Below are 22800 nucleotides of genomic sequence, written 5' to 3'. Positions count from 1 at the left end.
TTGGATCAGCTGTTGTTGTGGTCAACCTTGATGGTCGGATCGCTACCGGCAATCAGGTTATGCAGGTTGGCGGTGGACCAGTTGTTGCCTTCCAGTTTGATCGTCACATCCGGTGCAGCGGCGGCGTCGGCACCGTTGAACTTGCCGGCGGAGCTGACTTGCAGGGACGAAACGCCGTCCACGGTGGTGATCTTCAGGAAGTTGTCGATAGTACTGCCGGTTTCGCCCTGCAGCAGATCGTGCAAGTCGATGCGATCACCTTCACTGGCTTTGAAGTCCTTGATCACGTCGCTGCCGGTGTCGCCAGCCTTCCACACGAAGGTGTCGGCGCCCGAACCACCGATCAGCGAGTCGTTGCCAGTGCCACCGAGGAGGGTGTCATTACCGGCACCACCGTCCAGCGTATCTGTGCCAGTGCCACCGATGAGGAAGTCATTGCCGGCGTCACCGTTCAGCAAATCGTTGCCAGTGCCACCGAGCAGGATGTCGTTGCCGCTGCCGCCGTAGAGTTTGTCGTCACCGCCCTGCCCGAAGATGATGTCGTTACCAGCACCACCCAACAGCGTATCGTCACCGTCGTGGGCGCCAGACACATCGAACGTGGAGTAGTGCTCGGTGACGTACTGGTGCACGTTGCTTGAGGTGACTTTGTTGGTTTCGATGCCGGTTTCCTTGCCGACAAAAGCCTGCAGCGCGGTGTAGCCCTCACCCGTCACGCCAGTGAAACTCACCAGATCGCCGAAGATGATGTCGTTGCCATCGCCGCCGTTGATAGTGTCCTTGCCTGGAAGGGTCGCTTCGCTGTGGCCGAGAATTGCGTTGGCCAAATCTTCCGGGTTGATATTGGCCAACGGTTTTCCATCGGTGGTGTTATACGGCGCGAGGTCGCTTACCGAGACATCGCTGTTCACGCCAATGGCTTGTACCTTGGAGTTTGCGGCAGCAAACAACGCGAACGCGGTTGCCGCATTGCTCGCACTGGAGCTGTCGACAGAGCCGCTGCCTGCGTAATCCGACAGTTCATAGGTGCCGTCACCTTGGGCGTGAACTTGCAAGTTGTAGCCTTTGGCGCTGTACTTGTCCGACGACCAGTTGCCGTTCGATTTTTCGCTCCATTTGTACAAAGCCCCCGAGGAATCAACTACCACGCGACTCTCACCACCGATAACCATCCTGAACTCGGTCCCTGGCGTGTAGGAGCCTTGCTTCAACACGTCGTCGAGGTAGAGGTCCTTAACGCTATCGGACTTGAAGTCGACGACCACCGGATTGGTTTGTTCTCTTTGCGTATAAGCGGTCGGCTCACCATCGGTGATGAAGTAGGTGAGGTTGATCGCGTGGGGGTTGCTCAGCGCGTCAGGCCCTTTGAACCAGTTCGCGGTGGTTTTGAACACGTCTTCGTAGTTGGTGTAACCACCAGACTGCATGCTGTTGAGGACCCCCTTCAATAGGTCCAGAGCGCCCGCTTTCGACAGATCGATCGAAATCGATTTGTTGACCTGTGTATCGAAGTCCACGAGGAATACTTTCACGGTGCCAGCGCTCGAGTTTTGCGAGGTGGCGCTGGCGATCAGCGAGGTGAACACCGCTATCAGGGAATTCTTCGCCGACGTTACGGAGGAAGCGCTCATGCTGCCGGAGCTGTCGACCATGAACGCGATGTTGTAATTCTGCCCCGGTATGACCGTCAGGCCGCCGATATCTCCCACTACGATGTCATTGCCATCGGTGCCACCGACATTGTCGTTTCCTGCGGTACCAGTGATCGGGTTATAGACCGCCGGATTAATCGTGATCGGAATCTGTGTGGTACTGCTGGCCGAGTCACCCTGGCTCTCGGTCGAGACTGCCGTCACGGTCAGTGTGTTGGTACCGGTGGCGTACGGTGCCGGGGTGTAGCTTAACTTGCTCACATCCCAGCCGCTGAGGTTGGCGACAGCGTTACCGGTCGTGCCGGTAAAGGTGTGCGTGCCGTCGGTCAGCGTCGCACCTGCCGGGATGCCGCCGATCGTGGTGATGGTCTGGGTTTCAGAGCCATCAGTGTCCAGCGAGGTTACCTTCAAGCCCAGCGCAACGCTGCTGTTCTCGGCCACCTGAGTAGTGGTGGCGGACACAATCGGTGTATCCGCGACCGCGGTCACACTGATGTCCAGGGTGGTGCTTGAACCGGTGCTGGTGGTGTAGGTCACCGTCGGAACCGTGCCGCTCCAATTGTTGGCCGGGGTAAAGCTGTAGTCACCGTTGGCACCGAGCGTCAGATTGCCGACGTTGGCTATGGTGGCAGTACCGCCTGCTGTGTACTCGGTGCCACCCACCGTGAACTTGGCCACGCTCAGGACGTTATCCACATCGCGGTCGTTAGTCAGTACGTTGCCGGTGGCGATCTTGTCCTCGAGGGCGGTGTTGCTGTCAGCAGTCAGCACACTCGGGTCATTGACCGGGGTGACGCTGATGTTCAGGGTCGAAGTGACATTGCTACCCAAACCGTCGGTGACGCTGTAGCTGACGGTCGGGACGCTGCCGTTGTAGTTGGCGGCCGGCGTGAAGGTGTAGGCGCCGTTGGCCGCAAGCACCAGGGTGCCGACATTGGTGATATTAGCGGTGGCGCCCGCCGAGTAAGCGGTCCCGCCGATGGTGAAGTTGACCACGCTGACCGGGCCATCGACGCTGCTCGTGCCGGTGAGGACGCTGCCGGTAATGACGGTGTCTTCCAGGGTGGAGACCGCTTCGTTGGAGTCGGTGAAACTGTCGTCGACCGGGGTGACGCTGATGTTCAGGGTCGAAGTGACATTGCTGCCCGAACCATCGGTGACGGTGTAGCTGACCGTCGGCACGATGCCGTTATAGTTGGCGGCCGGCGTGAAGGTGTAGGCACCGTTGGCCGCAAGCACCAGGGTGCCGACGTTGGTGATAGTCGCCGTGGCGCCTGCCACATAGATGGTCCCGCCGATGGTGAAGCTGACCACGCTGACCGGGCCGTCGACGCTGCTCGTGCCGGTGAGGACGCTGCCGGTAATGGCGGTGTCTTCCAGGGTTGGGACCGCTTCGTTGGCGTCGGTGAAGCTGTCGTCGACGGGTGTGACGCTGATGTTCAGGGTCGAAGTGACATTGCTACCCAAACCGTCGGTGACGCTGTAGCTGACGGTCGGCACGCTGCCGTTGTAGTTGGCGGCCGGCGTGAAGGTGTAGGCACCGTTGGCCGCAAGCACCAGGGTGCCGACGTTGGTGATAGTCGCCGTGGCGCCTGCCACATAGGTGGTCCCGCCGATGGTGAAGCTGACCACGCTGACCGGGCCGTCGACGCTGCTCGTGCCGGTGAGGACGCTGCCGGTAATGGCGGTGTCTTCCAGGGTTGGGACCGCTTCGTTGGCGTCGGTGAAGCTGTCGTCGACGGGTGTGACGCTGATGTTCAGGGTCGAAGTGACATTGCTACCCAAACCGTCGGTGACGCTGTAGCTGACGGTCGGCACGCTGCCGTTGTAGTTGGCGGCCGGCGTGAAGGTGTAGGCACCGTTGGCCGCAAGCACCAGGGTGCCGACGTTGGTGATAGTCGCCGTGGCGCCTGCCACATAGGTGGTCCCGCCGATGGTGAAGCTGACCACGCTGACCGGGCCGTCGACGCTGCTCGTGCCGGTGAGCACGCTGCCGGTAATGGCGGTGTCTTCGTTGGTCGGAACGGTTTCACTGATGTCGGTGAAGCTGTCGTCGACCGGCGTGACATTGATATTCAGGGTCGACGTGTCGTTGGTTCCTGAACCATCGGTGACGGTGTAGCTGACGGTCGGGACGCTGCCGTTGTAGTTGGCGACCGGGGTGAAGGTGTAGGCGCCGTTTGCCCCGATTACCAAGGTGCCGACGTTGGCGATGGTCGCCGTGCTGCCAGCGGTGTAGGTGGTCGCACCGATGGTGAAGTTGACCACGCTGACCGGGCCGTCAACGCTGGAAGTACCGGTGAGCACGCTGCCGGTTATGGCGGTGTCTTCCAGGGTTGGGACCGCTTCGTTGGCGTCGGTGAAGTTGTCATTAACCGGCGTAACACTGATGTTCAGCGTACTGCTCGAGCCGGTGTTGGTGGTGTATGTCACCTGTGGAACGTTGCCATTCCAGTCGGCAGCCGGCTTGAAGGTGTAGTCGCCGTTGCTGGCGATGATCAGCGTTCCGACACCGGTGATGGTCGCGGTCTGGCCCGCCGTGAAGCTGCCGTTGACCCCCGTCACGCTGAAGCTGGAGACGCTCAGGGCATTATCGACATCGTGGTCGTTGGTCAGCACGTTGCCGGTCGCGTTGTGGTCTTCGTCGACGGAGATCTTGTCCACCTGCAGCACGCTTGCGTCATTGACGGCAGTAACGTGCACCACCAGTGGCAGCGAGGTGCTGGCGCTTGGGGCGTCGCCGTCTTTGGCGGTGGCCGTTACGGTCAGTGTGATGTCGCCATTGAAGTTCGTCGGCGGTGTCAGCTTGAGCGTGGACAGGTTCCAACCAGTAACGTCCACCGAGGTCGAGCCGTCGGCAGCGTTGAAGGTGTGGGTGCCGTCGGTGAGTCTGGAACCCACCGGCAAGCCGTTCAGTGTGAGAGTGAGTGTTTCCGAACCATCGACGTCGTTGGTGTGGGCCTGGATGGTCGACAGCAGGATCGCGTGGTCTTCAAGACCCGAGTTGAGCACCTGGGTGACATTGATGTTGTCCAGCAGGCCGCCCAGGCTGTTGCTATCACCGGCGCGGAACTCGAGTTTCTGATTGCCATCGGCAGAGACCGGAATGTCGAAACTGTAGTGCTGCATACCGGAGGTCGCGGTGTTCAGGGTGCCAATGTGTTGGCCGCCCCAGTACACGTTGATGACGGAATTATTCACGCCGGCACGCGGTGCGTAGTCGAACGACACGTTATAGGAGGTGCCGGCCTTGGCATCGATAGTGGTGTAGAGGTTGCTCGCATCGCCGGTGTTGCGCTCCAGTTCGATGACCTGGTTGTTGCCGCCGGCACCATAGACGCTGGCCTTGCCGATTTCGACCTTGCCACCGCTGTTGTCTGTGTGCCACACGCCATTGCCGAGCTTGCTGACATCGATGTCGCTATGCGAGCCGTTCAGAGCGACTTCCTGGAAGTCGGTCGAGGCAACCGTACCGCCGCCGGACAGTGACAGGCTCGGGGTATCGGTTACTGGCGCGACGACGATGGTGCTGGTCGCCGAAGACGTGGAAGGTATGCCCTGGTTGTCGGTCGAGCTGTAGGTGAAGCTGGTGGTGCCACTCCAGTCGCCGGTGGGCTTGAAGTAAACCGTTGCGCCGTTGGCGGTTGCGGTGATCACGCTGCTGGCGGTCAACGCGATGGTCCCGGCGGCGTCAGCGTAAAACACGCCATTGGCCGGCAGGCCGGTCAAGGTGAAGTGGTCGACGGTGCCGTCGAGGTCATTGCCGCCGAGCTGCACGGCGATCAAATGATCTTCATCGCCGCTGGCCGAGGTGGTATTGACGGTTGGTGCGTCGTTGACCGAGTTGACCGTGATGTCCAGGGTGCTGGTGGAATTGGTGTTGGTGGTGTAGCTGATCTGTGGCGCGGTGCCGTTCCAGTTCGCTGCCGGGGTGAAGCTGTAGTCGCCGTTGCTGGCGATAGTCACCGTGCCGACGCCGGCGATGGTTGCGACTTGACCGGCGGTGAAGCTGCCAGTCACACCGGCGACGGTGAAGGTCGCGACACTTAGGGTGCTTTCGACATCGCTGTCGTTGTCGAGCACGTTGCCGATCGCCGTGGCGTCTTCGGCAATGGTTTGGGCATCGGCGGTCAGCACGCTCGCGTCGTCGACCGGGGTGACGCTCAGGTCCAGGGTGCTGGTGGAATTGGTGTTGGTGGTGTAGCTGATCTGTGGCGCGGTGCCGTTCCAGTTCGCTGCCGGGGTGAAGCTGTAGTCGCCGTTGCTGGCGATAGTCACCGTGCCGACGCCGGCGATGGTTGCGACTTGACCGGCGGTGAAGCTGCCAGTCACACCGGCGACGGTGAAGGTCGCGACACTTAGGGTGCTTTCGACATCGCTGTCGTTGTCGAGCACGTTGCCGATCGCCGTGGCGTCTTCGGCAATGGTTTGGGCATCGGCGGTCAGCACGCTCGCGTCGTCGACCGGGGTGACGCTCAGGTCCAGGGTGCTGGTGGAACCGGTGTCGGTGGTGTAGCTGATCTGTGGGGCGGTGCCGTTCCAGTTCGCTGCCGGAGTAAAGCTGTAGTCGCCGTTGCTGGCGATAGTCACCGTGCCGACGCCAGCGATGGTTGCGACTTGGCCCGCAGTAAAGGAACCGGTGACGCCTTGTACGGTGAAGCTGGCCACGCTCAGGGTGCTTTCGACATCGCTGTCGTTGTCGAGCACGTTGCCGATCGCCGTGGCGTCTTCGGCAATGGTTTGGGCATCGGCGGTCAGCACGCTCGCGTCGTCGACCGGGGTGACGCTCAGGTCCAGGGTGCTGGTGGAATTGGTGTTGGTGGTGTAGCTGATCTGTGGCGCGGTGCCGTTCCAGTTCGCTGCCGGGGTGAAGCTGTAGTCGCCGTTGCTGGCGATAGTCACCGTGCCGACGCCGGCGATGGTTGCGACTTGACCGGCGGTGAAGCTGCCAGTCACACCGGCGACGGTGAAGGTCGCGACACTTAGGGTGCTTTCGACATCGCTGTCGTTGTCGAGCACGTTGCCGATCGCCGTGGCGTCTTCGGCAATGGTGTTGGCATCGGCGGTCAGCACGCTCGCGTCGTCGACCGGGGTGACGCTCAGGTCCAGGGTGCTGGTGGAACCGGTGTCGGTGGTGTAGCTGATCTGTGGGGCGGTGCCGTTCCAGTTCGCTGCCGGAGTAAAGCTGTAGTCGCCGTTGCTGGCGATAGTCACCGTGCCGACGCCAGCGATGGTTGCGACTTGGCCCGCAGTAAAGGAACCGGTGACGCCTTGTACGGTGAAGGTCGCGACACTCAGGGTGCTTTCGACATCGCTGTCGTTGTCGAGCACGTTGCCGATCGCCGTGGCGTCTTCGGCAATGGTGTTGGCATCGGCGGTCAGCACGCTCGCGTCGTCGACCGGGGTGACGCTCAGGTCCAGGGTGCTGGTGGAACCGGTGTCGGTGGTGTAGCTGATCTGTGGGGCGGTGCCGTTCCAGTTCGCTGCCGGGGTGAAGCTGTAGTCGCCGTTGCTGGCGATAGTCACCGTGCCGACGCCGGCGATGGTTGCGACTTGGCCCGCAGTAAAGGAACCGGTGACGCCTTGTACGGTGAAGGTCGCGACACTCAGGGTGCTTTCGACATCGCTGTCGTTGTCGAGCACGTTGCCGATCGCCGTGGTGTCTTCGGCGACGGTGTTGGCATCGGCGGTCAGCACGCTCGCGTCGTCGACCGGGGTGACGCTCAGGTCCAGGGTGCTGGTGGAACCGGTGTCGGTGGTGTAAGTGACTTGCGGCACCGCGCCGTTGTAGTTCGCTGCCGGGGTGAAGCTGTAGTCGCCGTTGCTGGCGATAGTCACCGTGCCGACGCCGGCGATGGTTGCGACTTGGCCCGCAGTAAAGGAACCGGTGACGCCTTGTACGGTGAAGGTCGCGACACTCAGGGTGCTTTCGACATCGCTGTCGTTGTCGAGCACGTTGCCGATCGCCGTGGCGTCTTCGGCAATGGTGTTGGCATCGGCGGTCAGCACGCTCGCGTCGTCGACCGGGGTGACGCTCAGGTCCAGGGTGCTGGTGGAACCGGTGTCGGTGGTGTAGCTGATCTGTGGGGCGGTGCCGTTCCAGTTCGCTGCCGGGGTGAAGCTGTAGTCGCCGTTGCTGGCGATAGTCACCGTGCCGACGCCGGCGATGGTTGCGACTTGACCGGCGGTGAAGCTGCCAGTCACACCGGCGACGGTGAAGGTCGCGACACTTAGGGTGCTTTCGACATCGCTGTCGTTGTCGAGCACGTTGCCGATCGCCGTGGTGTCTTCGGCGACGGTGTTGGCATCGGCGGTCAGCACGCTCGCGTCGTCGACCGGGGTGACGCTCAGGTCCAGGGTGCTGGTGGAACCGGTGTCGGTGGTGTAAGTGACTTGCGGCACCGCGCCGTTGTAGTTCGCTGCCGGGGTGAAGCTGTAGTCGCCGTTGCTGGCGATAGTCACCGTGCCGACGCCAGCGATGGTTGCGACTTGGCCCGCAGTAAAGGAACCGGTGACGCCTTGTACGGTGAAGGTCGCGACACTCAGGGTGCTTTCGACATCGCTGTCGTTGTCGAGCACGTTGCCGATCGCCGTGGTGTCTTCGGCGACGGTGTTGGCATCGGCGGTCAGCACGCTCGCGTCGTCGACCGGGGTGACGCTCAGGTCCAGGGTGCTGGTGGAACCGGTGTCGGTGGTGTAAGTGACTTGCGGCACCGCGCCGTTGTAGTTCGCTGCCGGGGTGAAGCTGTAGTCGCCGTTGCTGGCGATAGTCACCGTGCCGACGCCAGCGATGGTTGCGACTTGGCCAGCGGAGAAGCTGCCAGTCACACCGGCGACGGTGAAGCTGGCCACGCTCAGGGTGCTTTCGACATCGCTGTCGTTGTCGAGCACGTTGCCGATCGCCGTGGTGTCTTCGGCAATGGTGTTGGCATCGGCGGTCAGCACGCTCGCGTCGTCGACCGGGGTGACGCTCAGGTCCAGGGTGCTGGTGGAACCGGTGTCGGTGGTGTAGCTGATCTGTGGGGCGGTGCCGTTCCAGTTCGCTGCCGGGGTGAAGCTGTAGTCGCCGTTGCTGGCGATAGTCACCGTGCCGACGCCGGCGATGGTTGCGACTTGGCCCGCAGTAAAGGAACCGGTGACGCCTTGTACGGTGAAGGTCGCGACACTCAGGGTGCTTTCGACATCGCTGTCGTTGTCGAGCACGTTGCCGATCGCCGTGGTGTCTTCGGCGACGGTGTTGGCATCGGCGGTCAGCACGCTCGCGTCGTCGACCGGGGTGACGCTCAGGTCCAGGGTGCTGGTGGAACCGGTGTCGGTGGTGTAGCTGATCTGTGGGGCGGTGCCGTTCCAGTTCGCTGCCGGGGTGAAGCTGTAGTCGCCGTTGCTGGCGATAGTCACCGTGCCGACGCCGGCGATGGTTGCGACTTGACCGGCGGTGAAGCTGCCAGTCACACCGGCGACGGTGAAGGTCGCGACACTTAGGGTGCTTTCGACATCGCTGTCGTTGTCGAGCACGTTGCCGATCGCCGTGGCGTCTTCGGCAATGGTGTTGGCATCGGCGGTCAGCACGCTCGCGTCGTCGACCGGGGTGACGCTCAGGTCCAGGGTGCTGGTGGAACCGGTGTCGGTGGTGTAAGTGACTTGCGGCACCGCGCCGTTGTAGTTCGCTGCCGGGGTGAAGCTGTAGTCGCCGTTGCTGGCGATAGTCACCGTGCCGACGCCAGCGATGGTTGCGACTTGGCCCGCAGTAAAGGAACCGGTGACGCCTTGTACGGTGAAGGTCGCGACACTCAGGGTGCTTTCGACATCGCTGTCGTTGTCGAGCACGTTGCCGATCGCCGTGGTGTCTTCGGCGACGGTGTTGGCATCGGCGGTCAGCACGCTCGCGTCGTCGACCGGGGTGACGCTCAGGTCCAGGGTGCTGGTGGAACCGGTGTCGGTGGTGTAAGTGACTTGCGGCACCGCGCCGTTGTAGTTCGCTGCCGGGGTGAAGCTGTAGTCGCCGTTGCTGGCGATAGTCACCGTGCCGACGCCAGCGATGGTTGCGACTTGGCCAGCGGAGAAGCTGCCAGTCACACCGGCGACGGTGAAGCTGGCCACGCTCAGGGTGCTTTCGACATCGCTGTCGTTGTCGAGCACGTTGCCGATCGCCGTGGTGTCTTCGGCAATGGTGTTGGCATCGGCGGTCAGCACGCTCGCGTCGTCGACCGGGGTGACGCTCAGGTCCAGGGTGCTGGTGGAACCGGTGTCGGTGGTGTAGCTGATCTGTGGGGCGGTGCCGTTCCAGTTCGCTGCCGGGGTGAAGCTGTAGTCGCCGTTGCTGGCGATAGTCACCGTGCCGACGCCGGCGATGGTTGCGACTTGGCCCGCAGTAAAGGAACCGGTGACGCCTTGTACGGTGAAGGTCGCGACACTCAGGGTGCTTTCGACATCGCTGTCGTTGTCGAGCACGTTGCCGATCGCCGTGGTGTCTTCGGCGACGGTGTTGGCATCGGCGGTCAGCACGCTCGCGTCGTCGACCGGGGTGACGCTCAGGTCCAGGGTGCTGGTGGAACCGGTGTCGGTGGTGTAAGTGACTTGCGGCACCGCGCCGTTGTAGTTCGCTGCCGGGGTGAAGCTGTAGTCGCCGTTGCTGGCGATAGTCACCGTGCCGACGCCGGCGATGGTTGCGACTTGGCCCGCAGTAAAGGAACCGGTGACGCCTTGTACGGTGAAGGTCGCGACACTCAGGGTGCTTTCGACATCGCTGTCGTTGTCGAGCACGTTGCCGATCGCCGTGGTGTCTTCGGCGACGGTGTTGGCATCGGCGGTCAGCACGCTCGCGTCGTCGACCGGGGTGACGCTCAGGTCCAGGGTGCTGGTGGAACCGGTGTCGGTGGTGTAGCTGATCTGTGGGGCGGTGCCGTTCCAGTTCGCTGCCGGGGTGAAGCTGTAGTCGCCGTTGCTGGCGATAGTCACCGTGCCGACGCCGGCGATGGTTGCGACTTGACCGGCGGTGAAGCTGCCAGTCACACCGGCGACGGTGAAGGTCGCGACACTTAGGGTGCTTTCGACATCGCTGTCGTTGTCGAGCACGTTGCCGATCGCCGTGGCGTCTTCGGCAATGGTGTTGGCATCGGCGGTCAGCACGCTCGCGTCGTCGACCGGGGTGACGCTCAGGTCCAGGGTGCTGGTGGAACCGGTGTCGGTGGTGTAGCTGATCTGTGGGGCGGTGCCGTTCCAGTTCGCTGCCGGAGTAAAGCTGTAGTCGCCGTTGCTGGCGATAGTCACCGTGCCGACGCCAGCGATGGTTGCGACTTGGCCCGCAGTAAAGGAACCGGTGACGCCTTGTACGGTGAAGGTCGCAACACTCAGGGTGCTTTCGACATCGCTGTCGTTGTCGAGCACGTTGCCGATCGCCGTGGCGTCTTCGGCAATGGTTTGGGCATCGGCGGTCAGCACGCTCGCGTCGTCGACCGGGGTGACGCTGAGGTCCAGGGTGCTGGTGGAACCGGTGTCGGTGGTGTAAGTGACTTGCGGCACCGCGCCGTTGTAGTTCGCTGCCGGGGTGAAGCTGTAGTCGCCGTTGCTGGCGATAGTCACCGTGCCGACGCCAGCGATGGTTGCGACTTGGCCAGCGGAGAAGCTGCCGGTGACGCCTTGTACGGTGAAGGTCGCAACACTCAGGGTGCTTTCGACATCGCTGTCGTTGTCGAGCACGTTGCCGGTGGCAACGTGGTCTTCATCGACGGTGTTAGTGTCAGCCGTCAGGACGCTCGGGTCATCGACTGGCGTGACATTGATGTTCAGCGTTGAGGTGACGTCAGTGCCCAAGCCGTCGGTCACGGTGTAGCTGACCGTTGGCACAGCACCGTTGTAGTTGGCGGCCGGGGTGAAGGTGTAAACCCCGTTGGCTGCGAGCACCAAGGTGCCGACGTTGGCAATAGTGGCGGTTTCACCGGCTTGGTACTGGGTACCGCCGACCGTGAAGTTGACCACGCTGACGTCGCCGTCGACGCTGCTGGTGCCGGTCAGCACGTTGTCAGTGACCGCCGTGTCTTCGTTGGTGATCAGCGTTTCGCTGGCATCGGTGAAGGTGTCGTTCACCGGGGCGACGCTGATGTTCAGGGTCGAGGTGACATTGCTGCCCGAACCGTCGGTGACGGTGTAGCTGACGGTCGGCACTGTGCCGTTGTAGTTGGCCGCCGGAGTGAAGGTGTACGCACCGTTCGCTCCGATCACCAGGGTGCCAACGTTGGCAATAGTCGCGGTACTGCCGGCGGCGTAGGTGGTTTCACCGATGGTGAAGTTGACCACGCTGACGTCGCCGTCGACGCTGCTGGTGCCGGTCAGCACGTTGTCAGTGACCGCCGTGTCTTCGTTGGTGATCAGCGTTTCGCTGGTGTCGGTGAAGCTGTCATCGACCGGGGTGACGCTGATGTTCAGGGTCGAGGTGACGTTGCTGCCCGAACCGTCGGTGACGGTGTAGCTCACCGTTGGCACTGTGCCGTTGTAGTTGGTCGCCGAAGTAAAGGTGTAGGCGCCATCGGCGGCGATGACTAGAGTCCCGACATTGGCAATAGTCGCGGTACTGCCCGCGGCGTAGGTGGTTTCACCGATGGTGAAGTTGACCACGCTGACCGGACCATCAACGCTGCTAGTACCGGTGAGCACACTGCCAGTCACTGGGGCATCTTCCAGACCGGAGACCGTTTCGCTGGCATCGATAAAGTTGTCATCAACCGGGGTAACGCTGATGTTCAAGGTCGAAGTGACGCCAGAACCGGAGCCGTCAGTGACGGTGTAGCTGACGGTGGGCACCGTGCCGTTGTAGTTGGCAGCCGGGGTGAAGGTGTAGGCACCATCGGCCGCAATGACCAAAGTCCCGACATTGGCAATGGTGGCGGTCTGGCCGGCTGTGAAGGTGTCATTGACGCCGGCGATGGTAAAGGTGGCCACGCTCAGGACGTTGTCGATGTCGCTGTCGTTACTCAGCACGTTGCCGATCGCAGGGGTGTCTTCTGCAATGTTTTGGTTGTCTGCAGTCAAAACGCTCGGATCATCGACCGCCGTCACGGTGAGATCCAGCGTGCTGGTCGAGCCGGTGTTGGTGGTGTACGTGACTTGCGGTACGGCGCCGTTGTAGTTGGCGTCTGGAGTAAAGGTGTAGTTGCCATTGGTGCCGATGGTCAACGTACCGACACCGACGATGGTCGCCGTCTGGCCTGCGGTGAAACTGCCGGTCATGCCAGCGACGGTGAAGCTGGCGACGCTGAGGGGCGTGTCGGCATCGCTATCGTTGTTCAGTACATTGCCGGTCGCGACGCTATCTTCGGCCTGTGTGCCAGTATCAGCGATCAGTACACCCGGAGCGTTGGTGGCCGTGGTGTTCTGATTGCCGGTATCGAGCGTGGTGTTTGTGGCAGTGGAATCAGGACCGACGGTCGGGAAACCAATGGTCGGGTCGACCCGGCCAGCGGTTGCGTCCAGCACCACGAAGCTGTGGCCGCCACCTGCCGCGCCGCCCGTACCGGCGCCCGTAGGGCCGGCCGCGGTGGCTTCAAGATTGGTGGTCGGGTCGGCACCGGCAGCGATGGCTTGCTGCAGCTCTTCAACCGATGGCGCGGCTTGTGCAGTGGCTTGTGCCAGGTCAGTGCTGGAATCCGGGTCGCTGCCGCTCCATTGAGTGTCGCGGCCCAGGTCCAGGGTCCGGCCGTCAGCCAGTTCAAGCGTGACAGCACCTGCTGCGCCAGTGTCTACCTGATCGCCGACAAACAACCGATCACCTTCAACGAGTACGCGGCGCACGCCCTCTGGGGACACAGCGAAAACCTGACCGACAATGCTTTTGACGATGGCCACAACACTGCTCATTGAAGACTCTCCGGGTGTCACATTCAGTAGACGTCCATGTACCTGAGAGCGATTGATCGCGTTCAGTCTGGATGGACTTTCAATAGATAAAAGGCGCAATTCTGACGCGGTCATTCGTCAATAAAATGGCTATATTTTTTCGCTATAAACTTTATGCCAAACTATTGACCTTGCGCATGTCATCCTAAACAATCGCCTCCGTAATGTCACATTGATATTTCGGCGCCGACCGCTCTCGAAGAGTGTGATTCAGTTCCAACATTCAACTTTCCGACATACGGTCATTCCAGTTGTCATCATCCGATGCAGCGGCACGCTCTGCAGTGACTCAAGACAAGCAATTCCGGGAACTCCAATAATGCGTTTGCATCTGCTCAAGGCTTTACCCTTCGCCGTAGCCGCCAGTTTTGTTCAGGCGCAGACCCTTCCGGAGGCCATGCAACAGGCACTGGATGTCCATCCGGAAATCCAGGCAGGCGTTAACAGTCGATTGGCCGCGGATTATCAGTTAAAGGCAGCAAAAGGTGGATACCTCCCACGGGTCGACCTGCTGGGTGGTTATGGTCGCGAAGGCACTGACAGCGTTACCACGCGTGCTGCCGGCAACAACAATCACTGGGAAACCCTGAATCGCAGCGAGTCGAGTGTGCGGTTGTCGCAAATGGTTTTTGACGGTTTTGCGACGTCGAGTGAAGTGGGGCGTCAACAAGCCACCGTTAACTCCCGCGCTTATTCTTTGCTGGGCACGTCCGAACGCACCGCGCTCACCGTCGCTCAGGTTTATCTCGATGTACTGACCCGCCGTGAGTTCGTGCGCCTGGCGACCGACAACCTGAAGAGCCACGAACGAATCTTCGACCAGATCAAACTGCGCACCCAGCGCGGCGTGGGCAGCGGCGCCGACCTCGATCAGGCCGAAGCGCGTATGGCTCAAGCCCGCAACAACCTGATCACCGAGCAGACTAACCTGGCCGACGCCGAGACCAACTTCCTCAGCGCCGTGGGCCAGATGCCCGATCAGCTGGAGCGTCCTGCCGATTTCATGGCGCTGTTGCCGGCCAACCTCAATGAAGCCCGGGCGCAGATGCTGGAAAACAGCCCGATCCTGCGTTCCGCCGAGTCTGACATTGCCGCTGCCGAGAAACAGTACGAAGCCGCGAAGTCGAGCTTCTACCCACGCTTCGATGCCGAATTGGGTCGCACTGCCGACAACGATCTCGGCGGCCAGAACGGTCACAGCAATGAATGGCAGGCCATGTTGCGCATGCGCTTCAATTTGTATGCCGGCGGCAGCAACAAGGCTGATCTGGAATCCAAGTCCTACCTGTCCACCCAGGCACTGGATATTCGCAACAACGCCTTGCGCGTATTGAACGAAGAGCTGGGTCTGGCCTGGAATGCCTTGAACAACGCCAATGCCCAAGTGCCGATTGCCCAGCAATATGTCGATCACAGCACCAGCGTGCGCACCGCCTATCAGAAGCAGTTCGGTCTGGGCGAGCGCACGTTGCTCGACCTGCTCGACAGCGAAAACGAGCTGTTCTCGGCTTCTCGTCGCCTGGCGGAGATCAAAAACATTCAGTTATTTACTCAGTACCGAATCAAGGCGACCATGGGCGAGTTGCTCAAGAGCCAGGGAGTGGTCGCACCGTTGGCATCCGTTGTGCAGAACGACGTGAAGCCGAAGGTTCAACTGCCCGGTATGAATTGAGCAGAACCTTCATTGTTCAATTGTTAGCCAAGAGTGCCGAGCGTGGAATCAGAAGTCAGTCGAGTTCAACTCATCCATGATCCACGCGCGCTGCACGACGATCCGTTACTGGACGGCTTGCTGGCGCTCTGCACCCTGCATCAGAAACCGGCCAGCGCCGCGATGTTGACCACCGGCCTGCCGTTGCCCAAGCAGCGTCTGAGTGTTGAACTGCTACCCCGCGCGGCAGCTCGCGCCGGTCTGCAAGGGCGGGTGCTGGTACGCAAACTGGAGCAGATCCCGGCGATTGCCATGCCGGCGTTGTTGCTGCTCAAGGATGGTCGCAGTGCCGTCCTGCTGGGTTGGCTAGGTGACGACCAGGCGCGCCTGCTGCTCAGCGAAAGCGATGGCGGCGAAAGTGTCGTCAGCCGCGAACTGCTGGCCGATGACTACATCGGCAAAGTGTTCTTCGCTCAACCCCAGCACAAATTCGACGTTAATCACGGCACGCTGATCCCGCGCGCGCGCTCCTGGTTCCGCGACACCCTCAAACGTTCGCGCTGGCTGTACGCCGACGCCATCGCCGCCAGTTTCCTGATCAACATCATTGCCATGGCCGCGCCGCTGTTCGTGATGAACGTTTACGACCGCGTCGTGCCGAACCAGGCCGAATCGACCCTGTGGGTGTTGGCCATCGGTATCACCGGGGCTTACCTGTTCGATCTGATCCTCAAGAGCCTGCGCAGCCTCTGCCTGGACCTGGCCGGGAAGAAAACCGACCTGATCATCTCGGCCACGTTGTTCGAGCGCATCGTCGGCATGGCCATGAAGTACCGCCCGGCGCGGGTCGGCAGCTTCGCCCAGAACATCCATGAGTTTCAGAGCCTGCGGGACTTTCTCGCCTCACTGACCCTCACCAGCCTGATCGACCTGCCGTTTACGCTGCTGATCTTCATGGTCATCGCGATTCTCGGCGGGCATCTGGTGTGGATTCCGGTGCTGGCGTTCCCGATTGCCTTGCTGATTGGCTATGCGCTGCAGAAACCGCTGGTGGCGACCATGGAGCGGACCATGGCCCTGGGCGCCGAGCGTCAGTCGAGCCTGATCGAAACCCTGGCCGGCCTCGATGCCGTGAAGGTCAACAACGCCGAAAGCGAACGCCAGTATCAGTGGGAGCAAACTATCGGCACCCTCAGCCGCCTGGAGTTGCGGGTGAAAATGCTCTCCGGTCTGGCGATGAACATCACCTTGCTGATCCAGCAACTGGCCGGGGTGATCATGATCGTCTTCGGCGTGTACCAGATCATCGACGGTCACCTGAGCATGGGCGGTTTGATCGCCTGCTACATGCTCAGCGGTCGCGCCCTCAGCCCGCTGGCCTCGCTGTCTGGCCTGCTAACCCGCTATCAGCAAGCGCGGGTGACCATGACGTCGGTCGATCAGATGATGGAGCTGCCGCAAGAGCGCAATTTCGAAGAGCGCCCACTGAGTCGCAAGGTCCTGCAAGGCGCCATCGAGTGCCGACAGATGAACTTCACTTACCCGAACCAACAGAACGCGGCGCTGAAGAACATCAACATGATCATCAAGCCCGGCGAGAAGATCGGCATTATCGGGCGCAGCGGCTCGGGGAAAAGCTCCTTGGCCAAACTGCTCGTAGGCCTCTACCAGCCAGACGACGGCGCGCTATTGGTGGATGGCGTCGATATCCGCCAGATCGACGTCAGCGAATTGCGCCACAACATCGGTTACGTGGCTCAGGACATCCAGCTGCTCGCCGGGACCCTGCGCGACAACCTCGTGTCGGGTGCGCGCTATGTAGAGGACGAAATGGTGCTGCAAGCTGCCGAGTTGGCCGGCGTCCACGAATTCGTCCGTCTGCACCCGCAAGGTTATGAGCTGCAAGTCGGCGAGCGCGGGCAGAACCTGTCTGGCGGTCAGCGCCAGAACGTTGCCCTGGCCCGTGCGTTGCTGCTCAACCCGCCGATCCTGCTGCTCGACGAACCGACCAGCGCCATGGACAACACGGGTGAAGAACGCCTTAAGCAACGCCTCGCGGCGGTGGTTGAAAACAAGACCGTGGTGCTGGTGACGCACCGGGCTTCGCTGTTGTCGCTGGTGGATCGGCTGATCGTCATCGACCGCGGGCTGATTATCGCCGACGGCCCGAAAGCCGCTGTGATGGAAGCGTTGAAGAAGGGGCAGATCAGTGTTGCTTAAGTCGGGTTTCAAGAATTCGATCGGCCGTTATTTCAAAGGCTCCGAGTCGCTGCATGGCCAGCCACTTCCCGAGGTCAATAAAGCGCTGATCGAAGACGCCCCACGCGTGGTGCGGCTGACCATCTGGGCGATCATCGGCTTCTTCGTGTTCCTGATGCTCTGGGCCAACTTCGCGGTGATCGACGAAGTCACCAAGGGCGACGGCAAGGCGATTCCGTCGTCCAAGATCCAGAAAATCCAGAACCTTGAGGGCGGTATCGTCTCCGAGTTGTTCGTGACCGAAGGGCAGATCGTCGAGGCCGGCGCGCCGCTGATTCGCCTGGACGACACGCGATTCGCCTCCAATGTCGGCGAAACCGAAGCCGATCGGCTGTCGATGCTGCTGCGAGTAGAACGCTTGAGCGCGGAAGTCGATGACCGACCGCTGAACTTCCCCGCTGACGTGCTAAAGGCCGTACCCGGTCAGGCGACCAGCGAGGAGTCGCTGTACATCAGTCGCCGTCAGCAGCTGCACGATGAAATTGGTGGTTTGGAGGAGCAGTTGATCCAGCGTCAGCAAGAGCTGCGCGAGTTCACCTCCAAACAGTCGCAGTACCGTAACGGTCTCGCGTTGCAGCGTCAGGAAATCAACATGTCCGAGCCGTTGGTGGCCCAGGGCGCGGTATCGCCGGTTGAAGTGCTGCGACTCAAGCGCGCCGAGGTTGAAACCCGCGGGCAATTGGACGCGACCACCCTGGCCATTCCTCGCGCCCAATCGGCGATCAAGGAAGTGCAGCGCAAGATCGACGAGACTCGTGGCAAGTTCCGCAGCGAAGCACTGACTCAACTCAACGAAGCACGCACTGATCTGAACAAGGCCCAGGCCACCGGCAAGGCGCTTGAAGACCGGGTCAGCCGGACGCTGGTGACTTCGCCGGTGCGCGGTATTGTCAACAAATTGCTGGTGAACACCATCGGCGGCGTGATCCAGCCAGGCAGTGATCTGGTGGAAATCGTGCCGCTGGACGACACCTTGCTGGTTGAGGCGAAAGTTCGCCCGCAAGACATCGCCTTCCTGCATCCGGGGCAAGAGGCGACGGTGAAGTTCACGGCCTATGACTACACCATTTATGGCGGGCTCAAAGCCAAGCTTGAGCAGATCGGTGCCGACACCATCACCGACGAAGACAAGAAAACCACCTACTACCTCATCAAACTGCGTACTGAGCGCAGCCACTTGGGGACGGATGAAAAGCCGTTGCTGATCATCCCGGGGATGGTGGCTTCGGTGGACATCATCACGGGTAAGAAGACCGTTCTCAGTTACCTGCTCAAGCCGATTATTCGGGCGCGCGCCGAGGCGTTGCACGAGCGGTAGTTCTCGAGCGCAGCTGACGGCCTCTTCGCGGGCAAGCCTCGCTCCTACAGGATTTCATGTCGTACGCCAAATATGTGAACGACCCCAACCCTGTAGGAGCGAGGCTTGCCCGCGAAGGCGGCCTCAAAAACACTACAATCCAAAAGCCATATCGTTATTCACTAACGGTATTTAAATTTCAGTTCTTATATCTATAAAGTCATCTTCCTGCGTACCTGCCGACCAATCGGCGCGCCGCACGACACGAACCAACACGGGACCTCCGTGAGTTTCTTGATCGACGCGCGCGCCCTTGAGCGTGCCGTGCGTGGGAGTGATTTATGTCTGCAGCAACGGCTTCCCCAAGCGCCGCGAACGTCGCGCCGCAAACCTTTGACATCCGCCCGTTCAGTGGCGCCGTCGGTGCCGAAATCATCGGCCTTGACGTGTCCCGCCCGTTCAATGATCAGGACTTCGCCCGCATCCACCGCGCGCACCTGGATCATCACGTCGTGGTGTTCCGCGACCAGCGTATTACCCCCGAGCAGCACATCGTCTTCAGCCGTCGTTTTGGCGTGTTACAGATCCATGTGCTCAAGCATTTCCTGCTGGCCGGGCATCCGGAAATTCTCATCGTTTCCAACATCATCGAAAACGGCCAATCCATCGGCCTCGGTGACGCCGGCAAGTTCTGGCATTCCGACCTTTCCTATAAAGAACTGCCAAGCCTGGGCTCGATGCTGCACGCCCAGGAGCTGCCGTCCGAAGGCGGCGACACGCTCTTCGCCGACATGCACAAAGCCTGGGACAACCTGCCCGAAGCGCTGCGCAAAGCCGTCGAAGGCCGCTCGGCGGCGCACGCTTACACCGCGCGCTACAGCGAGACCAAATTCGAAGGCAATTGGCGCCCGACGCTGACGCCGGAACAACTGGCGCAGGTCGCTGAAGTGGTCCACCCGATTGTCCGTACCCACCCGGAAAACGGTCGCAAAGCGTTGTTCGTCAGTGAGGGTTTCACCACGCGCATCGTCGGTCTGCCGGAAGACGAGAGCAAACAACTGCTCGACGAGCTCTACGCCCACAGCGTGCTGCCGCAAAACATCTACCGCCATCAATGGCAGGCCCACGACCTGGTGTTCTGGGACAACCGTTCGCTGATTCATCTCGCCGCCGGATGCCCAAGCTATCTGCGCCGCAAGTTGTATCGCACCACCATCCAGGGCGACGCGCCTTTCTGATTTGTCGGAGAAACTCTCATGTCCAAACGTCTTCCATTTGCCCCGCTGGCCGCTGCCATCGGCCTGGGTTTCAGCCTGATCGCCGGCAGCCTGGTGACGCCGACTGTGGCCCACGCCGAAGGTGAAATTCGCATCGCCGAGCAGTTCGGCATCGTCTACCTGCTGCTCAACGTCGTGCGCGATCAGAACCTGATCGAGAAGTACGGCAAGCAGGAAGGCATCGACATCAAGGTCGACTGGACCCAGCTCTCCGGCGGTGCCGCTGTCAACGATGCGCTGCTCTCCGGGTCCATCGACATTGCCGGTGCCGGCGTCGGTCCGCTGCTGACCATCTGGGACCGCACCCACGGCAAGCAGAACGTCAAAGCCGTGGCTTCCCTCGGCAACTTCCCTTACTACCTGGTGAGCAACAATCCCAAGGTCAAAACCATCGCTGACTTCACTGAGAAGGACCGCATCGCGGTACCGGCGGTCGGCGTGTCGGTGCAGTCGCGCATTCTGCAATACGCGGCCGCCAAGCAATGGGGCGACAAGGAATTCAATCGCCTCGACCAGTACACCATCGCCGTTCCGCACCCCGACGCCACAGCGGCGCTGATTGCTGGCGGCACCGAGTTGACCGGGCATTTCTCCAACCCGCCTTTCCAGGATCAAGAGCTGGCCAACCCTAACGTCCACGTTGTGCTGAATTCCAATGACGTGCTCGGCCCGAACTCGCCGACGGTGCTGTTCGCCACCGAGAAATTCCGCGACGAAAACCCGAAAACCTACAAGGCCTTTGTCGAAGCGCTGACGGAAGCCGCCGAGTTTGCTCAGAACGATAAGGGCGCGGCGGCTGACACTTACATCCGCGTCACCAAGGCCAAAATCGACCGTGCCGCGTTGCTGAAAATCATTGATAACCCGCAGTTCGAATTCAGCGTCACGCCGAAAAATACTTACCCGCTGGCCGAATTCCTCTACCGCGTCGGCGCGATCAAAAACAAACCGGACTCTTGGAAGGACTACTTCTTCCAGGACGCCAAACCGCTGCAAGGGAGCTGACCGACATGAACGCCCCTTTGCAAGGCCACACGGTCAGCAAACCGATCGCGGCAGCCCAGGCGCTGCTGTCGGTCGACAACGTCAGCCTCGAATACCGCACGCCTCAGCGGGTGGTTCGGGCGACCCATCAGGTCAGTTTCGAGATCGATTCGGCGGACCGCTTTGTGCTGCTCGGCCCGTCCGGTTGCGGCAAATCAACGTTGCTCAAGGCTGTCGCCGGGTTCATCCAGCCCTGTGAGGGCGAGATTCGTGTTCAGGGGCAAACCGTTAATGCCCCTGGACCGGACCGGATCGTGGTGTTCCAGGAATTCGATCAACTGCCGCCGTGGAAAACCGTCAAACAGAACGTGATGTTTCCGCTGCTGGCGTCCAGGACGCTCAAGCGCAAAGAGGCCGAGGAGCGAGCGCTGCACTACCTGGACAAGGTCGGTCTGGCGGCGTTTGCCGATGCCTACCCGCATACCTTGTCCGGCGGCATGAAAGCGCGTGTAGCGATCGCCCGGGCGTTGGCCATGCAGCCGAAAATCCTCTTGATGGACGAGCCCTTCGCCGCCCTCGACGCGCTGACCCGCCGCAAGATGCAGGAAGAATTGCTGCTGCTCTGGGAAGAAGTGCGCTTCACACTGCTGTTCGTTACTCACTCCATTGAAGAAGCGTTGGTGGTGGGCAATCGGATTCTGCTGCTGTCGCCGCATCCGGGGCGGGTGCGGGCGGAAGTCCACAGCCATCAATACGATTTGCACAGCCTCGGTGGCGTGGCCTTTCAGGAATCGGCGCGGCGCATTCATCGGTTGTTGTTCGATGAAGGTCAGTCCCCGGAAACCGAGCGTGAGCTGGACTTCTCCGACCTCCGCATCGCTTATTGAGCCATTGAGAGGAGTGCCCGATGAGCCTTTTATCATCCCCGCGTGAAGAATTTGAAACGGTATTGCAGCCGCTGACGAGTGTGCCGCTGGAGCGGGAGTTACCGCTCGGCCAGCGCCTCTGGCAACAGGGCTGGGTGCGTAAAAGTCTGATCCTGATTTTGCTCGCGGTGCTGTGGGAAGTGGTTGCCCGTGTTCAGAACAACGACCTGTTGCTACCCAGTTTTCTGCAAACCGGCAGCGCGCTGTATGACGGTTTGCTCAGTGGCGAGTTGCTGGGCAAGGTGTGGATTTCCCTGGTGGTGTTGCTCAAGGGCTACCTGATCGGCATCGTGCTGGCATTTGTCCTGACCACCCTGGCGGTGTCGACGCAGTTCGGTCGCGATCTGCTGAGTACGTTGACCTCGATGTTCAACCCGCTGCCGGCGATTGCGCTGTTGCCATTGGCGCTGTTGTGGTTCGGCCTGGGGCAGAACAGCCTGATTTTCGTGTTGGTGCATTCGGTGCTCTGGGCGCTGGCCTTGAACACCTATGCCGGCTTTCTCGGTGTCTCGGAAACCCTGCGCATGGCTGGGCGCAATTACGGTTTGAAAGGCATACGTTTCGTGCTGTTCATCTTGATCCCGGCAGCGCTGCCATCGATTCTCGCCGGACTGAAAATCGGCTGGGCCTTTGCCTGGCGCACGCTGATCGCCGCCGAACTGGTGTTCGGCGCCACCAGCGGCAAGGGTGGTTTGGGCTGGTACATCTTCCAGAACCGTAATGAGCTGTACACCGACAAAGTGTTTGCCGGGTTGGCGGTCGTGATCCTGATCGGCTTGTTGGTGGAAAATCTGGTGTTCGACACGTTGGAGCGGGTCACGGTGAAGCGTTGGGGGATGCAGCGTTGATCGATGTTTGATCT

General features: G+C 61.1%; 8 protein-coding genes. 7 read left to right on the top strand and 1 reads right to left on the bottom strand.

What is annotated here, in order from left to right; genetic code table 11:
• Nucleotides 1-5 precede the first annotated feature (5 nt).
• On the bottom strand, nt 6-13505 hold the full coding sequence (locus ACYZT0_RS24820; protein ID WP_462043423.1) for a retention module-containing protein: 13500 nt from the start codon (nt 13503-13505) through the stop codon (nt 6-8).
• A gap of 358 nt (nt 13506-13863) precedes the next feature.
• Between ACYZT0_RS24820 and ACYZT0_RS24815 the strand changes: the two genes are divergently transcribed.
• From ACYZT0_RS24815 to ACYZT0_RS24785, 7 genes are all read left to right on the top strand, one after another.
• Nucleotides 13864-15216 (top strand): TolC family outer membrane protein, encoded by a 1353-nt coding sequence (locus ACYZT0_RS24815; protein ID WP_283189571.1) that lies wholly within the window; start codon nt 13864-13866, stop codon nt 15214-15216.
• A gap of 42 nt (nt 15217-15258) precedes the next feature.
• Entirely contained in the window at nt 15259-17415 is a 2157-nt protein-coding gene (locus ACYZT0_RS24810; protein WP_462043422.1) for a type I secretion system permease/ATPase, read from the top strand.
• A complete protein-coding gene (locus tag ACYZT0_RS24805; protein ID WP_462043421.1) occupies nt 17405-18772 on the top strand; it encodes an HlyD family type I secretion periplasmic adaptor subunit in 1368 nt (455 codons plus the stop codon). Before ACYZT0_RS24810 ends, ACYZT0_RS24805 begins: the two co-directional genes overlap by 11 nt.
• A gap of 320 nt (nt 18773-19092) precedes the next feature.
• Entirely contained in the window at nt 19093-19989 is an 897-nt protein-coding gene (locus tag ACYZT0_RS24800; RefSeq protein WP_462043420.1) for a TauD/TfdA dioxygenase family protein, read from the top strand.
• Between the two features lie 18 nt (nt 19990-20007).
• Complete coding sequence (locus ACYZT0_RS24795) at nt 20008-21033, top strand: ABC transporter substrate-binding protein (protein ID WP_462043419.1); 1026 nt, start codon at nt 20008-20010, stop codon at nt 21031-21033.
• 5 nt (nt 21034-21038) lie between these two features.
• Entirely contained in the window at nt 21039-21899 is an 861-nt protein-coding gene (locus ACYZT0_RS24790; RefSeq protein ID WP_462043418.1) for an ABC transporter ATP-binding protein, read from the top strand.
• Between the two features lie 20 nt (nt 21900-21919).
• Nucleotides 21920-22786 (top strand): ABC transporter permease, encoded by an 867-nt coding sequence (locus tag ACYZT0_RS24785; RefSeq protein ID WP_462043417.1) that lies wholly within the window; start codon nt 21920-21922, stop codon nt 22784-22786.
• The last annotated feature ends 14 nt before the right edge of the window (nt 22787-22800 follow it).

Source organism: Pseudomonas sp. ZS1P83 (assembly GCF_054897825.1).
Note: the sequence above shows the minus strand (reverse complement) of the source record. Positions and strands in the feature narration are given on the sequence as shown.

Excerpts from the sequence above, each read along its gene's own strand:
- ACYZT0_RS24820 (WP_462043423.1), bottom strand. The coding sequence starts at position 13,505 with ATGAGCAGTGTTGTGGCCATCGTCAAAAGCATTGTCGGTCAGGTTTTC.
- ACYZT0_RS24815 (WP_283189571.1), top strand. The coding sequence starts at position 13,864 with ATGCGTTTGCATCTGCTCAAGGCTTTACCCTTCGCCGTAGCCGCCAGT.
- ACYZT0_RS24800 (WP_462043420.1), top strand. The coding sequence starts at position 19,093 with ATGTCTGCAGCAACGGCTTCCCCAAGCGCCGCGAACGTCGCGCCGCAA.
- ACYZT0_RS24795 (WP_462043419.1), top strand. The coding sequence starts at position 20,008 with ATGTCCAAACGTCTTCCATTTGCCCCGCTGGCCGCTGCCATCGGCCTG.
- ACYZT0_RS24790 (WP_462043418.1), top strand. The coding sequence starts at position 21,039 with ATGAACGCCCCTTTGCAAGGCCACACGGTCAGCAAACCGATCGCGGCA.
- ACYZT0_RS24785 (WP_462043417.1), top strand. The coding sequence starts at position 21,920 with ATGAGCCTTTTATCATCCCCGCGTGAAGAATTTGAAACGGTATTGCAG.